The sequence below is a fragment of the Zobellia uliginosa genome (assembly GCF_018860745.1).
Lineage (GTDB): Bacteria > Bacteroidota > Bacteroidia > Flavobacteriales > Flavobacteriaceae > Zobellia > Zobellia uliginosa_B.
The window spans coordinates 1-18,664 of record NZ_JAHKPY010000012.1 but is presented as its reverse complement, the minus strand read 5'-3'; the positions used below and the strand labels follow the sequence as shown (position 1 = coordinate 18,664).

Annotated in this window: 12 protein-coding genes; 7 read left to right on the top strand and 5 right to left on the bottom strand. The window is 39.6% G+C overall.

What is annotated here, in order from left to right; all coding sequences use genetic code 11:
- Positions 1-236: 236 nt before the first annotated feature.
- From gyrB to KO521_RS11425, 5 genes are all read left to right on the top strand, one after another.
- Complete coding sequence (gene gyrB, locus KO521_RS11445; protein WP_215940056.1) at positions 237-2,189, top strand: DNA topoisomerase (ATP-hydrolyzing) subunit B; 1,953 nt, start codon at positions 237-239, stop codon at positions 2,187-2,189.
- 86 nt (positions 2,190-2,275) lie between these two features.
- Positions 2,276-3,028 (top strand): hypothetical protein, encoded by a 753-nt coding sequence (locus tag KO521_RS11440; protein ID WP_215940055.1) that lies wholly within the window; start codon positions 2,276-2,278, stop codon positions 3,026-3,028.
- Between the two features lie 166 nt (positions 3,029-3,194).
- Positions 3,195-4,157, top strand: a complete 963-nt coding sequence (locus tag KO521_RS11435; protein WP_252730052.1) for a hypothetical protein — start codon at positions 3,195-3,197, stop codon at positions 4,155-4,157.
- 11 nt (positions 4,158-4,168) lie between these two features.
- Complete coding sequence (locus KO521_RS11430) at positions 4,169-5,308, top strand: hypothetical protein (RefSeq protein ID WP_215940054.1); 1,140 nt, start codon at positions 4,169-4,171, stop codon at positions 5,306-5,308.
- 10 nt (positions 5,309-5,318) lie between these two features.
- Positions 5,319-6,161, top strand: a complete 843-nt coding sequence (locus KO521_RS11425; RefSeq protein ID WP_215940053.1) for a universal stress protein — start codon at positions 5,319-5,321, stop codon at positions 6,159-6,161.
- A 120-nt stretch (positions 6,162-6,281) separates the two neighbouring features.
- Here the strand turns inward: KO521_RS11425 and KO521_RS11420 are convergent, their stop codons facing one another.
- Entirely contained in the window at positions 6,282-6,656 is a 375-nt protein-coding gene (locus tag KO521_RS11420; protein WP_215940052.1) for a hypothetical protein, read from the bottom strand.
- A 293-nt stretch (positions 6,657-6,949) separates the two neighbouring features.
- Here KO521_RS11420 and KO521_RS11415 point away from each other — a divergent pair, with 293 nt between their 5' ends.
- Positions 6,950-7,876, top strand: a complete 927-nt coding sequence (locus KO521_RS11415; RefSeq protein ID WP_215940051.1) for a malate dehydrogenase — start codon at positions 6,950-6,952, stop codon at positions 7,874-7,876.
- A 157-nt stretch (positions 7,877-8,033) separates the two neighbouring features.
- A complete protein-coding gene (gene secDF / locus KO521_RS11410; protein WP_215940050.1) occupies positions 8,034-11,027 on the top strand; it encodes a protein translocase subunit SecDF in 2,994 nt (997 codons plus the stop codon).
- Between the two features lie 101 nt (positions 11,028-11,128).
- Here the strand turns inward: secDF and KO521_RS11405 are convergent, their stop codons facing one another.
- From KO521_RS11405 to KO521_RS11390, 4 genes are all read right to left on the bottom strand, one after another.
- On the bottom strand, positions 11,129-11,725 hold the full coding sequence (locus KO521_RS11405) for a GNAT family N-acetyltransferase (RefSeq protein WP_215940049.1): 597 nt from the start codon (positions 11,723-11,725) through the stop codon (positions 11,129-11,131).
- 42 nt (positions 11,726-11,767) lie between these two features.
- Positions 11,768-13,009 carry an ATP-binding cassette domain-containing protein gene (locus KO521_RS11400; RefSeq protein ID WP_215940048.1) on the bottom strand — a complete coding sequence of 414 codons (1,242 nt, stop codon included), beginning with the start codon at positions 13,007-13,009 and terminating at the stop codon, positions 11,768-11,770.
- 64 nt (positions 13,010-13,073) lie between these two features.
- Complete coding sequence (locus tag KO521_RS11395) at positions 13,074-16,328, bottom strand: Ig-like domain-containing protein (RefSeq protein WP_215940047.1); 3,255 nt, start codon at positions 16,326-16,328, stop codon at positions 13,074-13,076.
- A gap of 1,659 nt (positions 16,329-17,987) precedes the next feature.
- The gene (locus KO521_RS11390) at positions 17,988-18,575 is read right to left on the bottom strand and encodes a PKD domain-containing protein (RefSeq protein WP_215940046.1); all 588 of its coding nucleotides are present in this window, start codon (positions 18,573-18,575) and stop codon (positions 17,988-17,990) included.
- Positions 18,576-18,664 lie beyond the last annotated feature (89 nt).

Below are 18,664 nucleotides of genomic sequence, written 5' to 3'. Positions count from 1 at the left end.
TATCGTCGTTATATTTTTTATGAGGGAGGTTTTTATGAGGTGCTTCTTTAATCCTTGAATTAGAGAAACTTAGGTTGAAAATATCAAAGCTTAGGGACCTTACTTTGAGTTTGTAATTTTCCACAATTTTTGTTGATAACTTAGAGGTGTGACTATTCTGAAAACCCTATATTTTATGGGGTTTTGCGTATATTTGTGAGATTGCCAAAAATTAAGTTTAATAACTAGTTAATTTTATGAGCGAAGAAGCAAATAAAGAAGAAAACAAGAAACAGTATTCAGCAGACAGTATTCAGGCCCTAGAAGGTATGGAACATGTGCGTATGCGTCCATCCATGTACATTGGGGATGTTGGCGTTAGAGGTCTTCACCACTTGGTTTATGAGGTGGTTGATAACTCTATTGATGAAGCTATGGGTGGCCACTGTGATACCATCAGTGTTGTCATAAATGAAGACAACTCCATCACCACTCGTGATAACGGTAGGGGTATACCTGTAGATTTACACAAAAAAGAAGGTATTTCCGCTTTGGAGGTGGTAATGACCAAAATTGGTGCCGGTGGTAAGTTTGATAAAGATTCCTATAAGGTTTCTGGGGGACTTCACGGTGTGGGTGTTTCGGTAGTGAATGCACTTTCGGATAATCTTAAGGCAACCGTTTATAGAGACGGTAAAATTTGGGAGCAAGAATACGAGCGGGGTAAGGCAATGTATCCTGTGAAGAGTATTGGTGAGACGGAAGAGAGGGGTACCATGGTTACTTTTCACCCAGATGACCAGATTTTTCAGCAGACCATAGAATATAGTTATGAAACTTTAGCGAACAGAATGCGTGAGCTTTCGTTCCTGAACAAAGGGGTAACTATCAGTATTACGGATAGAAGACAGAAAGGTGATGACGGAGAGTTTGTTTCCGAAACTTTTTTCTCTAATGAAGGACTTAAGGAATTTGTTAAGTTTCTTGATGGTAACCGTGAGCAGTTGATCAAGAGTGTAATCTCCATGGAAGGCGAGAAAAATAATATTCCAGTTGAGGTTGCCATGATTTATAATACGAGCTACACGGAAAATCTGCATTCGTATGTAAACAATATTAATACACACGAAGGTGGTACACACCTTTCAGGTTTTAGAAGAGGTCTTACAAGTACTCTTAAAAAATATGCAGATGCATCTGGTATGCTCGAAAAGTTAAAATTCGAGGTTCAGGGAGATGACTTTAGAGAAGGTCTTACGGCTATTGTTTCGGTAAAAGTTGCGGAACCGCAATTTGAGGGTCAAACTAAGACTAAATTAGGTAACAGAGAAGTTTCATCTGCGGTTTCGCAGGCGGTTTCAGAAATGTTAACCAACTATTTGGAAGAACACCCGGATGATGCCAAGATAATCGTACAGAAAGTTATCCTTGCCGCTCAAGCACGTCATGCAGCTACCAAAGCTCGTGAAATGGTACAGCGTAAAACGGTTATGAGTATTGGTGGTCTTCCTGGAAAACTATCGGATTGTTCCGAGCAAGACCCGGCACAATGTGAAGTGTTCCTTGTAGAGGGTGATTCTGCAGGTGGTACGGCCAAGATGGGTCGTGACCGTAAGTTTCAGGCAATTCTTCCTTTACGTGGTAAGATTTTAAATGTGGAAAAAGCCATGCAACATAAGGTTTTTGAAAACGAGGAAATCAAGAATATTTATACCGCTTTGGGAGTTACCATTGGTACCGAAGAAGATAGCAAGGCATTGAATTTGGAAAAGTTGCGTTACCACAAAGTAGTCATCATGTGTGATGCCGATGTTGATGGTAGTCACATTGAAACACTAATTCTAACATTCTTCTTTAGATACATGCGCGAGCTTATTGAAAGCGGTCACGTTTATATTGCAACTCCACCTTTATATTTGGTGAAGAAAGGCGCTAAAAAACGTTATGCGTGGTCTGATCAGGAACGAGATGATATCGCAAACAGTTATAGTGGTGGTGTTAGTATTCAGCGTTATAAAGGTCTTGGTGAAATGAACGCAGAGCAACTGTGGGATACGACCATGAACCCGGAATTTAGAACATTGCGTCTAATTCAAATAGATAATGCTACCGAAACGGATCGTGTATTTTCTATGCTTATGGGCGATGAGGTACCTCCAAGAAGGGAATTTATAGAGAAAAATGCCGTTTATGCGAACATTGACGCATAATAATTAGCACTTTCACAACAATTATTCGTCCGCCACCTGGCGGACGAACTATTTTAGGGGCAGTACAATAACCTTAAACCCCTATTATGAAATTACAATTAGTATCAATGGTATTATTTATGTCCAGCATTGTTTGTTTTGGACAAGAGGAATTAAAAGAACGTGAAAAGCAAGCGGCATTTGACCCGGCGTATTCATCTTATTCTCGAAAAAAACCAGCTTATGTTACTCTTAAAGATGGCACTAAATTAGAAGCGGACATCAAAGATGTGGATCGTAAAAAAGGTCAGATCAATGAAATTAAGTTTATTAAGCCAGATGGTAAAAAGGTTCGTGTTAAGGCAGATGAAATAGTAGATCTGTATATGGCTCCTTCTGGATTGGAGAAATTGAATAACCAAACTAACTTCATGAACGATGCTACAAAATGGGGTAAATCAGATGCTTCTAAGTATATGAACAAGGGTTATACGATGTATACGAACCAAATGGTTTCCTTGAAAAATAAAAAGAAAGAAGCCGAATATTTAATGCAGGTTGTTAACCCTAAGTACAGTCAGTTTATTCAAGTATATTCAGACCCATGGGCTAAGCAGACAGCTAGTATTGGTATTGGAGGAATGAAATTAGCTGGAGGTATTGCTAAATCATATTACATTAAAAAAGGTGATGAAAAGGTATTGTGGTTGACCAAGAAAGATTTTGATGAGCATTTTGAATCTTTGTTTATGGATAACGATAAATTCAAAGCCAAATATGGTGGTGAAAAATTTAAATGGAGCTTGTTGGGTGTGTATATATTAGACTATACGGAGTTTCTTCTGGAAGACAGTAAATAGTCAATAGAATATATAACTGGTAATATAGTTTAAAAGGCCGCGATCAATTATGATCGCGGCCTTTTCTTTTTATGTTATCAATTATTTAAATATTTGATAATCTAAAAGGTGGATACGCTTTTGAGTAATGGTTTTTATTTGCTTCGTAATTTAAAACCTGAACGTATTGGATTTTTCAGTAATAGTCATGTATTTGGGCTTCATTTTGGCTGCCTATTCCGTTGTAGGGAATGATACCATACAAACCTTGGGTACTTTCTTAAGTTCCAACGAAAGGAAAAAATGGTGGGTATTATGGTTGTTTGCCGGAGGCATACTTGCTGCAACTTTACTTTACGGTTACATGACTCATGATGGAGACGTTTCTTATGGTAGATTGGCAAAATATCCAATACCGGAACCTTTTTCATGGTATTACTTATTACCGCCTGTTATTTTAATGCTTTTAACGCGCACTGGTATTCCGGTAAGTACCTCTTTTCTAATTCTTACTTTTTTCAATGAGAAAAATTTGAGTAGCATGGTGACTAAATCACTCTCAGGATATGGAGTTGCATTTGTTACTGCGATTGTGCTTTATTTGGCAATCTCACGAGCTGTTGAAAAGAAGTTCATTGAAAAACCGACAACTGATAAAGAGGAAAAACTTTGGACTATTCTACAATGGTGTTCTACCGGATTTTTATGGTCTCAGTGGTTGATTCAGGATTTTGCCAATATCTATGTCTACTTGCCACGGCAATTGGATATCTATTCAATGATATTTTCTTTGGTGGTTATTCTAGGGTTACTAGCTTATATTATAGCATCAAAAGGAGGTGCCATTCAAAATATAATAAAATCAAAAACAAATACCATAGACATCCGGTCGGCAACCATTATAGATTTTGTTTATGGCGTAGTTCTCTTTTATTTCAAGGAAATGAACAACGTGCCAATGAGCACAACATGGGTTTTTATAGGCATCTTGGCGGGTAGGGAAATTGCCCTGAACTATGTGCTTAGGAAAAATGAACCAAGATATCAAATGTTTAAATCGTTGGGCATGGATCTCGTAAAAGTGGTTATTGGTCTTGTGGTAAGCATTATGCTGGTATTCGCTGTAAAATATTTGGCAATGTCCATTTAATCGTAAATAGAATGAAACTCAGACTGCTGTCCGTATTCGTTTTCTTGCAAAGTGGTATTGGCATGGCGCAAGTAGCTAATTCTAATAGCTATGACGATGAAAAGAAAGGTATAAATATTGCAGATTTGGTTGAAATGTCCGGAGATTGGTTTATAGCGTATCGTGATGGTATAAAACAGATTCAGGCAGATGAGAACGTACCTGTTATAAATGAGCATACCAGTAGTTTTGTATTAAAGCGAAGTTATTTTACTTTAAAAAAGGACTTGAATGCTATTTTTTCGGTTAGGTATACAATGGATCTAACTATAGATACGGAAGGCGATGATGCCGGTAATGTAGAAACTCGGTTAAAATATCTATACTTAATGACTAAGCCAAAATTGAATAGTAAAGTGCTTACCGGTACAGCTATTGAAGTAGGTATGGTGCACAGGCCGTGGTTAGACTATGAGCAAAAAATGAATACCTACAGAGTTCAGGATAATATGTTCATCGAACGAAATAGAATATTCAATTCGGCAGATTTTGGGCTTACGGTAACTGGGAACATAGGTCCTAAAATGGATGAAGAGTTTTTAAAGAGCGTAAATGGTGTAATGAAAGGAAAATATGCCAGTTATTCTTTGGGGATCTATAACGGAGGTGGTTATTCGGGAATTGAAAACAATAATAACAAGGTAATTGCTGGTCGGTTAACTTTACGTCCATTTGCAAATACTTTACCGCAATTGCAAATAAGTGGTTATTTTAATAGAGGTAAGGGCAATAGTGAGTTTTCTCCAGATTTCAATCAGGTTTTGGGATTTTTGGCTTATACGGAAAAACAATTTAAAATTACTGCTCAATTGCATGATGGTGTAGGAGATTTTAGGGCTAGATATGTTGATCCTGTTGATCCGTCAAGAGCTTTGGATAATCATGGGTATAGCTTTTTTGGGGAATACAAGTTTGGGAATAGTCCATTTTCTTTATGGGGACGTTTTGATGAATTTAAGGTTGAGGAAATAGAAGAACGAACACAAAGGGTTATTGGAGGGCTTACCTACCGAGCAAACAAGATGATACGTCTTATTTTAAATACCGAACATACCACAGTAGACGATAATACAGAAGATACTTACGAGCTTAACCTAGAAATATCATTCTAAAACAATAACTATGGACAGTATACTTTTTCCAACAGACTTTTCGGAGGTTTCAATGAACGCTTTTTTATATGCTGTAGAGTATGCAAAAAAAACCGAGAAAAAAATTATCGTCTTTCACGCCTACAATTTGGAAACGGAAACTTCTGAAGTGGAACAAAAACTGTATGAAAAGCTTGATATTCAAAATTTCAGGAATAAAAAAGAGACATTTCCGCCTTTTGAGAAAATACTTAAAAAATCAAAAGTAGATAGCCTTAAGGTTAAATATGTAGTTCGTGAAGGCGATTTTATAGAAACTTTTACGCAATATATAGGAAAGAGGGAGGATAAGATTGATGTTGTTGTAATGGGTACCCAGATTAGTAAAAGTGGTCTTTTTCAGCTTTTTACAGAAACAAGTACCCTGAAGATTTTAGATGAAATACATAAGCCTGTTGTAGTGGTGCCGGGACATGCCCGTTTTGATGGGGATTTAGATAATATTCTATTTTTGGTAGATTATCAAGAAGATGAAAAAGAGCCTTTAGAAGATTTAATTAGTGAATCCAAAAGTTTTAAAGCCAGATTACACGTAGTACATTTTGATTTGGCTCATGGAGATTCTATCGTTCCAATGATGGATAGGTTTAAAAAATCTTTAAAGAATCATGATGTTAATAATGTGACTTTTAAGACCATAGATTCTATAGATATCAAAAAATCTTTATTGGAGTATTGTATGGAAAATGAGATAGATATGGTTTGTCTTATCAATCATAAAAGAAATTTCTATCAGCGTTTGTTTACATACAGCCTTACTGAAGATTTAATAAGAAATGTCAATACGCCTGTAATGGCTATATATAGAGATTAACAAAAAGAAATTTAAGATAAGTCTGTAGAGGACACTAAGTAGATAGAAATCTATTTAATTTAAAAACCCATATTCAATAAAGAATATGGGTTTTAGCGTATTTGAAACCTAGTAATATTTTTATTCTCTTAAGGCCATTGTATGTCCTTCTGAGTCTGCTAATGTGCTTCCATCCGTAGAAGTTCTCATGGAGACCACTTGGTCCGGCATGTCCGTTCCAGGATATGATATGGTATAGGTGTCATCTTCATAACTCCATTTAAAGTCTGTCTTAAAAGTGATGCTTCCATTACTCTTTTTGTGATATCTCCCCAAATAGGCATCGTTGAATATCCATTCTTTACGTATGGTTTCTGCTTTGGACGTTTTGCTGGCGGGTGCCACTTCCACGTCTGACCATATACCTATAACCGGGTTGTCATTCTCCGGTATTTGCGTACAGTTACTGACAAGTATGATTCCTAATATTGCTAAAAATGAAAAGACTTTTTTCATTGTTGTAGGTTTTAATTATTTGGGGGTTTTGTTACATTAAGAACGGCCAATCTTAAAGTACTATTGCTATAATTCGATGTATGGCAACAAATCCCTTTTATCTTCGTTAAAGCGCATTTTTTTTTAACAGGAGTGTATTTCACCGAGCATTTCATCGGCAATGTTTCTAGCATTAAACCCGATTTTGACGGTATTTTTCCTTTTAGATTGTTTATTTTTGATAACCTTTTAATTTTTTGAAAAAAAAGGTGTGTTTGAAGGGAAAATCATTAATAACATATAAATAATAACAAATGAAAGTTACCGTAGTAGGGGCAGGAGCAGTAGGAGCAAGCTGTGCCGAGTATATTGCCATAAAGAATTTTGCATCTGAGGTAGTGCTTCTTGATATAAAAGAAGGTTATGCCGAAGGTAAAGCTATGGATTTGATGCAAACAGCATCTTTAAATGGTTTCGACACCAAAATAACAGGGGTAACTAATGATTACTCTAAAACGGCTAATAGTGATATAGCAGTAATTACTTCTGGTATTCCAAGAAAACCAGGTATGACTCGCGAGGAGTTAATAGGTATTAACGCAGGTATTGTAAAAACGGTATCGGCTAACCTTGTTGAACATTCGCCTAACGTAACATTGATTATAGTGAGTAACCCAATGGACACAATGACCTATTTAGTGCATAAGACAACAAGTTTGCCTAAGCACAAAATTATAGGTATGGGCGGTGCTTTGGACAGTGCGCGTTTTAAGTACCGTTTGGCAGAAGCACTAGAGGCTCCAATTTCTGATGTAGATGGCATGGTTATAGGTGGTCATAGCGATACCGGAATGGTACCATTAACATCACATGCTACGAGAAACAGTATTCGTGTCTCTGAATTCTTATCTGAAGACCGTTTAGAGCAGGTTGCTGCAAACACCAAAGTAGGAGGTGCAACATTGACAAAATTATTAGGAACAAGTGCTTGGTACGCACCAGGTGCTGCTGTTTCAGGTTTGGTTCAGGCTATTGCTTGTGACCAGAAAAAAATATTTCCATGTTCTACCTTATTGGAAGGGGAATATGATCTTAACGATATCTGTATTGGTGTACCCGTAATTTTGGGTAAAAACGGTATCGAAAAAATAGTAAACATTCCACTTAGCGATGCTGAAAAAGCAAAAATGCAAGAAAGTGCAGCCGGTGTTAAAAAGACCAACGGTCTACTAGAATTATAGTCGTTAAGACAATATTAAATTTGAACATCTGTCCTGGAAATATTTTTGGGGCAGATGTTTCTGTTTTACAATAACTCCAAATATATTGTCAATTCCTATGGGAAAATCATATATTTGCACGCTGTTATAAAAAGCACGCAATTAATTCACATAACCAATGCAGAATAAAGGACTTATTAAGCTTTTTGCCCTACTCTTCGGGCTAGTAAGTATCTACCAATTATCATACACTTTTATAGGTGGTAAGGTAGAAAACGAAGCAAAATCATATGCGGAAAGCCGTATTTCAGATACTGAAGAGAATTATGTTTCTAAGCGCGAAGAGCTAGAAACTAGGTATTTAGACTCGATTGGAGATAATTCCATTCTTGGTTTCACTAATTATAATGAAGCCAAAAAGAAAGAGTTGAACAAAGGTCTTGACCTTAAAGGTGGTATCAACGTTACCCTACAGATTTCCGTAAAGGATATCCTGAAAGGATTGGCGAACAACACCAAAAATCCTATTTTCAACAAAGCTTTGGCAGATGCAGATGCTGCTTCAAAGGATAGTGATGACACGTATATAGAGCTTTTCTTTGCTGCTTTCGATAAAATTAGAGGGGATACCAAATTAGCTTCTCCAGATATTTTTGCGAACAAAGGGCTTAGTGGTGAAGTCAATTTTCAAATGTCGGATGATGAGGTTAAGCCTATCATCAGAAGAAAAATCGATGAATCTATTATTTCTGCTTTTGAGGTACTTCGTGAGCGTATTGATGGGTTTGGTGTAACACAACCAAATATTCAGCGTGAAGGTAACTCAGGCCGTATTTTAGTGGAGCTTCCTGGAGCAAGGGATATTGCTCGTGCTCAAGGCCTGTTATCAAGTACAGCTCAGTTAGAGTTCTGGGAAACATATGAACCTAACAATACAGAACTACAAGGCTTCTTTTTTCAGGCAAATGAAAAATTAAAGTCAATAGTTGATATTGATGAAGTAAAGGAACCAATAAAGAAAGAGTCAGAATTAGATTCTCTTCTTTCTGATGTTTCTCAAGATTCATTGGATATTGCAGGTCAGGTAAATCCATTATTTGATAAATTTCAATTAGGATCACCTAGCTATGCTGTTGGTGTTGCAGCCATTCAGGATACTGCTGAAATTGGTGCATACCTTAGAATGAAAGAAGTGAGAAGGTTGCTTCCTGCAAACTTACAGTTCGTAAAATTCTTATGGGAGAGACCGTCTGAAGGTTCGGAAATAGCTGAGCTATATGCATTGAAATCTAACCGTGATAATACCCCAAGAATTAGTGGTGATGTAGTTAGTGATGCTCGTGATGAGTTTGTTAATGGTAAACCTGCCGTTACTATGAGCATGAATACCAAAGGAGCTAAAGAATGGGAAAAGCTAACAGGAGATGCATATACCAATAGAACAGGTATTGCAATTGTGTTGGATAACAAGGTATATACTGCTCCGGGAGTTTCATCAGGACCTATTTCTGGTGGTCGTTCTGAAATTACAGGAACATTTACGGTAAACGAAACAAAAGATATTTCTAATGTATTGCGTGCAGGTAAATTACCGGCATCTGCAGAAATCATTCAATCGGAAGTTGTAGGGCCATCCTTAGGTCAAGAGGCTATTGACAGTGGTTTTATGTCCTTTATGATTGCTATGGCAATTGTATTGGTTTGGATGGTTTTTTACTACGGTAAAGCGGGTGGTTTTGCGGATATCGCCTTACTGTTGAACATCTTATTGATATTTGGGGTTCTTACTAGCTTAAGTGCGGTATTGACCTTACCCGGAATTGCGGGTATCGTTCTTACCATTGGTATGTCCGTGGATGCAAACGTACTTATTTTTGAACGGATTAAAGAAGAACTGGCTAAAGGAAAAGGAAAATCATTGGCTGTAGCAGATGGTTTTAGTAATGCACTTTCTTCTATCCTTGATGCGAACATCACAACAGGTCTTACGGCAATTATCCTATTTATATTTGGGTCAGGCCCAATTAAAGGTTTTGCCACTACCTTGCTTATTGGTATTGTAACATCATTGTTCACGGCAATATTTATTACACGTCTATTAGTAGATTGGTATATTGATGGAAAAGGCCGTTCATTGGATTTTTCAACTGCTGTTACAAAAGGATTGTTCAAGAATATCGATATAAATTTTCTTTCAAAAAGAAAGATCGCTTATATTTTCTCTGCTATTTTAGTAGGTGTTAGTGTGTTCTCTTTAGCAACTAATGGGTTGCAACAAGGTGTTGATTTTATTGGAGGACGTTCGTATCAAGTACGTTTTGAGCAACCTGTTAATCCGTCAGAAATTGCTTCTGAATTAAACGAGGTATTTGGTAGTGGTACCAATGTAAAAAGGTTTGGTGAAGGAAATCAGATTAAAATTACAACACCTTATAAGGTAGATGTAGAGGGTATTGAGGTTGATAATGAAATTCAAAATAAACTGTATACTTCATTACAGAAATATCTTCCGGATGGTATTAGTGAGCAAAACTTTAAAGTTGGCTCTGGAGATAAATCAATAGGAATATTACAATCTGTAAAAGTAGGACCTACAATTGCAGATGATATTAAGAACAATGCTTTCTTGGCTATCTTGGGATCGCTTGCGGTAGTGTTCTTATATATATTATTTCGTTTCCGTAAGTGGCAATTCTCTTTGGGAGCTGTAGCAGCCGTTTTCCATGATGTTATGATTGTGTTAGGTATTTTCTCTTTATTTGCGACAATAATGCCTTTTAACATGGAAATAGACCAAGCTTTCATTGCTGCGATATTGACGGTTATTGGTTATTCGCTAAATGATACCGTGGTTGTGTTTGACCGTATTCGTGAAATTATTGGCGAGAGAGGATGGCGCGGTGGCGACAATATCAACTTAGCGTTGAACAGTACATTAAGCCGTACGTTAAATACCTCTTTAACTACACTTGTAGTATTATTGGCCATATTTATTTTCGGTGGAGAATCATTAAGAGGATTTATGTTCGCTATGATAATTGGTGTTATTGTAGGTACGTATTCATCTTTGTTCATTGCAACGCCCGTAATGTTCGATACGTTAAGCAAGTCTGCGACAGCAGGAGGGCTCAAGAAAAATACGGTTGAGCAGGAAACAGAGACTATAAAATAATTTTCTCTATATTTGATGAGTTAAGAACTAACTAACTCAATTAATTACAAAAGCCGTTTGCATATGCAAACGGCTTTTTTGTTTGTTTCAGTGCTACCTTGTTAGCTGATATATTCTGAAAAATGGGTTTGTTTAATCGTTGCCCAATCTTCTTTAATGATGCTATAGTAAACATCATTTCTACTTTCCCCGCTAGGGGCGATATAATTGTTTCTAAAAATGCCTTCTTGTTGGGCACCTAGTTTTTCAATGGCACGTTGAGAGCGTAAGTTTTCTTGATCTGCACTAAATTGAATACGCCTGAAACCGATTGTTTCAAATCCAAATTTTAATAATTCGTATTTACAGGCTTTATTTAGACCGGTGCCTTGAAAATCAAGTCCATACCACGTCCAGCCAATTTCGCATTTCTCGCTAGTTGTATTCAGATTTCCAAATCTAGTGCTTCCGGCAATTCTGTTACTCTGTTTGTCAACGATTAGAAAAGGATAACAAATTTCCTTCTTTTGATCGGTTATTGTGTTTTTTACATAGAGTTCAAAATCCATTTCGGTATGCATGGACATACCCATATATTTCCAGATTCTATCATTGAAAATGATTTGTTTCAGCTCATGGTATCTCTCATTGCCAAAAGGTAATAAGAGTACCCTAGCGTTTTCTAGTTTAATATTGCTATTAAGAATTTTATGATTCATTCCTATGGATTGCTAAATAAAAAGATTTTATTACTCTTTGATTTATGTAGCTAGTATTTTTCCAGTAGAACCAGTATCGGATTTTTCTAATTGATAAGTAAATTGGGCTTTAAGCCCTGGTTCTTTTCTGTGAGATACAAAAATGACTGTCGTGTTACTTTGCGTAGCAAATTTGTTGACCAGTGTCACGAATAGGGCAGCGCTGTCATCATCCAGTCCCGCTGTGGGTTCATCAAGAATAAGTAGTGGTGGATGTTTAATCATGGCCCTTGCGCACATAATCAATCTTTTTTGACCCATAGAGAGGTCATGAAAGAGCGCATCTTTCATATCCCATAACCCAATAAGTGTTAGCCACTCTTTAGCCAGTCTTAGTTGAACTTCGGTAGGGTTTATATATAGACCAACAGAATCATAAAAACCTGAAATTATCATATGGCTTACAGAATGATAGCCAGTAAATTTGTCGGTCATAGAGGGCGTGAAATAGCCTATTTTCTTTTTAATCTCCCAAACGCTTTCTCCTGTACCTTTCTTACATCCAAATATGTAAAGTTCTTGACCGTAACCCTTGGGGTTTTCACCAGTAATCATGGATAGAATGGTTGTCTTTCCGCTACCGTTCCTTCCCTTTAACTCCCAGAATTCACCTTTCTTAATATGCCAATTAATATCTTTTAAAATAGGTTTTTCACTATATTTAACTCCAACGCCTTTTAGCTCAATTAAAGTGTCGCCCTCAATTTCATATAAACTGATGGGTTCTGGAACATCATTTTTTAAAAGTTCTTTTTTTTGTTGATTAGAAAAAGCATCCACAGAATCCGCAAAAACTAAATTGTTGCCTTCTAGTCTGGCAAACGTATTGGCAAAAGGCAAGAGATCCGTTTTACGACTTAATAATTGCACCATAGGAGTATGTTCAGAAACTTTCTGAAGCGTTATTTTAAGCTCCTCTTGAGAAGTTGTATCCAAGTTGTCAAAAGGATTGTCTAATATGATGAAATCAGGTTCTGAACTCAAAATATGTTTCAACAGCGCTTTTTTCTGTTCACCGCTAGACATGGATTTTAAATTTTGATCGGAATCCGAAGTAATAATTTCAGCCCCATGGCGGTCTTCTATATCAATAAAACGCGCAACCGCTAATTTGGATAACAGTTGGCCTTTTTTATCCTTTAACTCGTCAAAGCCTTCAGGTAGATGACCTTCTAGTAGATTATTTATAAAATCACCAGTGTGAGATGTATTGGCAATAAATATAGCCCAGTGTTTTTTTGTCATAATAGGACTCTGAAAATGTGTATGAAATTGTTGTATAATGTGGTGTCTAAAAGAATAATAAAAATTATTGGATGGGAGTTGAAGCATCCATATTTATAACTTCTGTTCTCCCTTGATTATTAAAGATGGTAATTTCTGTTGTAGAGAATCTATCTTGATCAATATCACTGTGTAATCCTGAAAAATAAACCTCTCCATTTGCAGGCATTGTGAAAAAACCATTATCAATAGGGTTAACACTAGACAAGTTAAATGAATATCCTAAATTTAATAGACTGACCCCTTGATTTCCACTTTCTGTATTAACCCTTAAACTTGCAACCCCTTTACCATCAATATATGTTAACATCCCAACTTCAACTGCAGAACCTGCTGGAGCTGTATAACGACCTGTAGAACGAGCAAAAGTAATAATCCCGTTCACCGTTATGGTGCTTGTTGCCGTAAAATTACCGTCCTGCGTGGTTACCGTAATAATTGCGGTACCCGGTGAAACCCCCGTTACCTGTCCCGTTGCGCTGACCGTTGCAAAAGCCGTATTTGATGAGGACCAGGTGACGTTCTTGTTGGATGCGTTTGCCGGCAATACATTGGCCGTTAGGGCTGTATTGTTCCCTACGGTTATCGTGGCGGTATTTGGAGTGACACTTACTCCCGTAACAGGTACGGTAGGGGCCTCGACCGTTATAGCACTTGTTGCCGTAAAACTGCCATCTTCTGTGGTTACCGTAATGGTTGCGGTACCCGGGGAAACCGCAGTTACCGCTCCCGTAGCACTAACCGTTGCAAAAGCCGTATTTGATGACGACCAGGTGACGTTCTTGTTGGATGCATTGGTCGGCAATACATTGGCCGTTAGGGCTGTATTGTTCCCTACGGTTATCGTGGCGGTATTTGGAGTGACACTTACTCCCGTAACCTTAACTTCCGTTTCAAAGATCGTTACCGTAACGGTTGCGGAAGCGTCATTGCCCACATTACCGTCGTTAATGGTATAACCGAACGTGGCATCCCCGGTATAATCACCGGAACTGGTGAATACGATTTCCTGGCCTTCAATCGTAAACGAACCTGCATTTTCAGGTTGTACCCCAAGAACACCGGATATAACAAGCTCGGAATTCGGATTATCAACATCTGAATCGTTATCGATGACATTGATACGTACGGTTTCTCCCAATTCTACTGCGGTTGTATCGTCATTGACGACAGGGGCTTGGTTTTCAGTAACGGTAACATTGACCATCCACTCCTGGGTATCGCCATTTTCAGCGGTAACGTTATAAGTAACGGGGCTTGAAAAGTCCTGTATATCCCCTATTGCAGGATTTACCGTGGCATTGTCAGAAAGATCCAATACCGATGGGGCCGTATTCAAGTCGGTGCCATTGGGAACCGTAACCGTTATTGTGCTGGTCGTATCGTCAACAATAACATCGGTCTGACCATCCAGTTCGAAGCGTGTTATTGTATTCTCATCGCTTCCCGTAGGAGCCGAGACCGTCACGTTTACGGTCCATTCGCGTGCTGTACCGTTTTCTGCGGTTACCGTGTAAATTACCTCCGTATTGAAATCCTGTACCGCATCGATTGCCGGTAGAATAGTCGCATTCGGTGACAATGTAAGGTTTTGTGGTGCAACGTTCAGGTCGGTACCGTCCGCAACATTGACAGTTATCGTATTGTTACCGGCATCGATATCCGCACTGTTCTGAACAGGGAGTGCAAAGCCCGTTATGGCATTGTCCCCGCTCCCCGTAGGCGGTAAAACGTTTACATTAACAATCCATTCTTGTTCCGTTCCATTTTCCGAGGTCACCATATATGGTGTAGGGTCAGTAAAATCCCTTTCGGCAGTAGGCAAAGGATCAATTGTCGCACCTTGGGAAATTTCTAATTCGGCTGGCTGTCCAAACAAGTATGTTCCATCGGCCACGTTTACCGTTACCGTATGATTGTCCGTATCTATGACCGAACTATTCTGTTCAGGAAGCGAAAAAGCTGTTATAGCATTGGCCCCGCTCCCTGTAGGTGGTAATACCGTAACATTGACCGTCCACTCTTGAGGTGTCCCGTTTTCCGCGGTGACCGTATAGGTAACGGCACCGGAAAAATCCTGTACGACGCTTCTTGCAGGGTTCACCGTGGCATTGGCGGAGACGTTCAATACCGAAGGAGCACTATTCAGGGCGGTACCATCGGGAACCGTGACCGTAACCAGGAAAGAGGCTTCATCTATATCCACTTCGGTCTGGTTGGGCAGTTCAAAGCCCGTTATTGCGTTGTCCCCACTTCCCGCCGGTTGTGATACGGTCACGTTCACCGTCCATACCTGCGGCGTCCCGGTCTCGGGGGTCACCGTATAGGTAACGGCCTCGGAAAAATCTTGGACCTGACCTATCGCCGGAGCCACAGTTGCGTCGGGGGAGACCTCCAGCACCTGTGGTGCTACGTTTAAGTCCGTTCCGTCGGGAACGTTCACAGTTACCGTTCGGTCCGTAGTATTTATCGTGGAGCTATTTTGACCTGCAAGCTCGAAGCCCGTAATATTGGTTTCCCCTGCCACCGGAATGGTCAGTACCTTGGCGTTTACCGTCCATACCTGCTCGGTACCATTGCCCGAAGTCACCGTATATTCAACCGGGGAACTGAAATCACGTGCCTGTAAAAGTCCTGGCGCAATAGTTGCCCCTTCCGATACCGTCAACATGATAGGTGCCACGTTCAGGGGCGTACCCTCCAGAACGGTAATCGAAACGGTATGTGTAACCGGATCTATCGTTGCGGTCTCGATCTGGTCCTTCAGGGCGAAGGTCTCTATATTGTTCGCTGACAACAGCGAAACGCCCGTAATCTCTATTTGTATACTGCCACTGATCTCCGGGTCTGAGACCGAGGTGGCCGTTATCGTGGCCGTTCCCGCCGAAAGACCGGTCAGAAGACCGTTATCGTCTATGGAGGCTATCGTATCGTCACTGGAGGACCAGGTCACACTGGGGTCCGTCGCCTCCTCGGGAAGGACGGTGGCCAACAATTGGCGCTCCGTGCCCGTGGCCCCGGGGTCCTCCTGTGAAACGGTGATGCCCGTTACAGGTATCCTATCGGCCTCTATGACCACTACCGTGACCGTATCGCTCGCTTCGGGGTTGGAGACGGAGGTAACGGTTACTTCCGCCGTGCCCAATCCTACGGCGATACAGACATTGTTCTCGTCAATGAACACGATATCAGGGTCACTGGAGACCACCGTTACTCCCTGATCGGTGGCATTGGGCGGGTCGAAAGTGAAGGCCGGGGGTATCTCGTCCCCCAGTTTCATCTTGATCGTATCCTGGCTTACAAGGGTAATGGAAATCACATCGATGAACTCGACTACGTTGAAGTCCAGTCCTGCCTCTATTTCCTGACCGTTACTGTCACGAAGGGTGAAGACCAGCTGTTGCGGGCCTACTTCCGAAGGTGTGAAAACAAGGGGATATGTACCTGGGACGATGGAATCGTACTCACCGGTCGGCGCGTAGCCGTTCTCCTCGGACGCCTCAAGGCTTCCCGATCCCGTACCTAAACCGTATAGGGCCTCATAGCCGATATCCTCTGCACCGTCTATGGTACCGAACAAAAGGGACAGGTCCACCGGCTTTGCCAGTTCCAGTTCGGAGAGCTCGCTCGAGGCTTCCCAGACCACCGGGACATCGCTGAGGTCGTATGTGACCTCGATCTCCTGCGACAGGCCGAAGTTATCGGCTCCCGTTATCTTCACCCTGTGCGCTCCCGTTTCGGAGCCTTTGTACATCAGGGAACTGGTCAGGTCCGTAGGCACGGACTGACCTTCCCCTGCTTTCAAGGGGTTACCGTCCATATCCTCAAAATGGCCCTCGCCTTCCAATATCTCGTACGTGAGATTATACTCGTAGTTCTCTAAAATCTCTTCAGGTAAGATCGTAAAAGTGGTGGGAAGTCCCTGGTTTACGAAACCTTCAGCCGTGTGCTGCTCCAAGAGATCGAACTCTACCTCGGTAATAAGTCCCACCTCTTTGGTACAGGCCAATACTATCAAAAATAGACAACAACAGGAAATAAGAATCTTGGGATACTTTTTCATTTCGCAACAGGGGACTAAATATTCCTTTTAAAATACGTACTCGGTAAAACCTTCCTTATCAAGAAAGTCCTACAAGATATGCAATACGTTTAAATTATATAGACCTTTACACACAATTTGAACCGAACTATCGATGAAACGTATAATTATGAGGTAAGATGGATGAAAGGGAATATTGGATTTATTGAAGCTGTACAATTTTAGTCCATACGGTTTGGAGTCACTTTAAATAAAATAACTATAAATTCTATTTTTAAAAGAAAACATTCTTGCATCGAGTTTTTAAGGCTTTATAAGAAAATAGAATGTTCATATTTTATATCAAATGATTATTTGTGAGATGTATTAGCTACAAATGTAGACCAGTGTTTCTGTTTCAGAATTGCATTTTATGAAATAGATACGGAATTATTGTGATATGTTGTAGTTTTCTCTAAATGCATACCATTGTTAATTGACTATTTTTTGAGAAGGTAATTTGTTGATGTGAAATATAGAAATTATTTAACCGATAAGTAAGTGTTCTTGATGGCAATTTTTATTCAGCATCTATGACCTTGGAGGTAATATTTGGAAAGTATTGAATATCCAGTTTTAAGTTCATTTATATGACCGACATATTGCATTGGAAGACAATACAAATTTATGAAAGTTCTGAAATAAAGTCCAACAAGATGACCAGTCAGAGCGAACTATACATACCATTGTATTTTTTTGGACTAAACTTTCAATGAACCTTGTAAATATCAATTTTTAAGAAAATAGTTGTCATCTATTTTTTCAACTGCGTGGTTTGAATTCAATTAAAATAGTACCTAATACTAAGTCTGCTCTAGTTCATAAGGTTTTCAGAATCACAGTTTATATGATAAGGTATTACAGTTGTTGAGCACTAACACCTCCGTTATAAGTTCCTGACCCACTTAATGTTAATGTGTAGTTATATGTGCCTGGGGTAAAAATGCGTGGCACTAATTTATTATCACTTTCACTTGCAGGTACGGTTAAAGAGTAAGGGGTACCATCTATGGTGAATGTTATAGATCCTGACCTCATAAAAGCACTCATCCCAAAGGTAAAAGTCATTGGGCCATTTGAAATTGTAACTGTCCCATTGACTGAAAGTTGTGAAGGGCTACTAACATTACGAGGTCCACTAAACACTGCCGTTGGTACTGGGTTGTTGACATTCACGGTTATCGTAGCTGTATCACTAAGTGCGGGACTTCCATTATCGGTCACGGTAAGTTCAAATGTATAAATCCCTTGAATTAAGCCATTAACACTTGTATTTTCATTGCTCGGGGAAACGATGTTCGCCGTGGCTGGTCCATTGACTTGTGTCCAGGCGTAGGTGTCGATAGTACCGGGGGCCGTATCGCTACTTCCGGAGCCGTCCAGTGTAACGGTACTGGTAGGCAAGGTGATAACTTGGTCGAGACCCGCTCTTGCTACGGGGGCCACGTTCGGCAAAGCGCTCACCGTGATAATGATATCATCCGTATGGCTAAGTGCCTGTGCGCCATCGTCGATCACGGTAAGCCTAAAGGTAT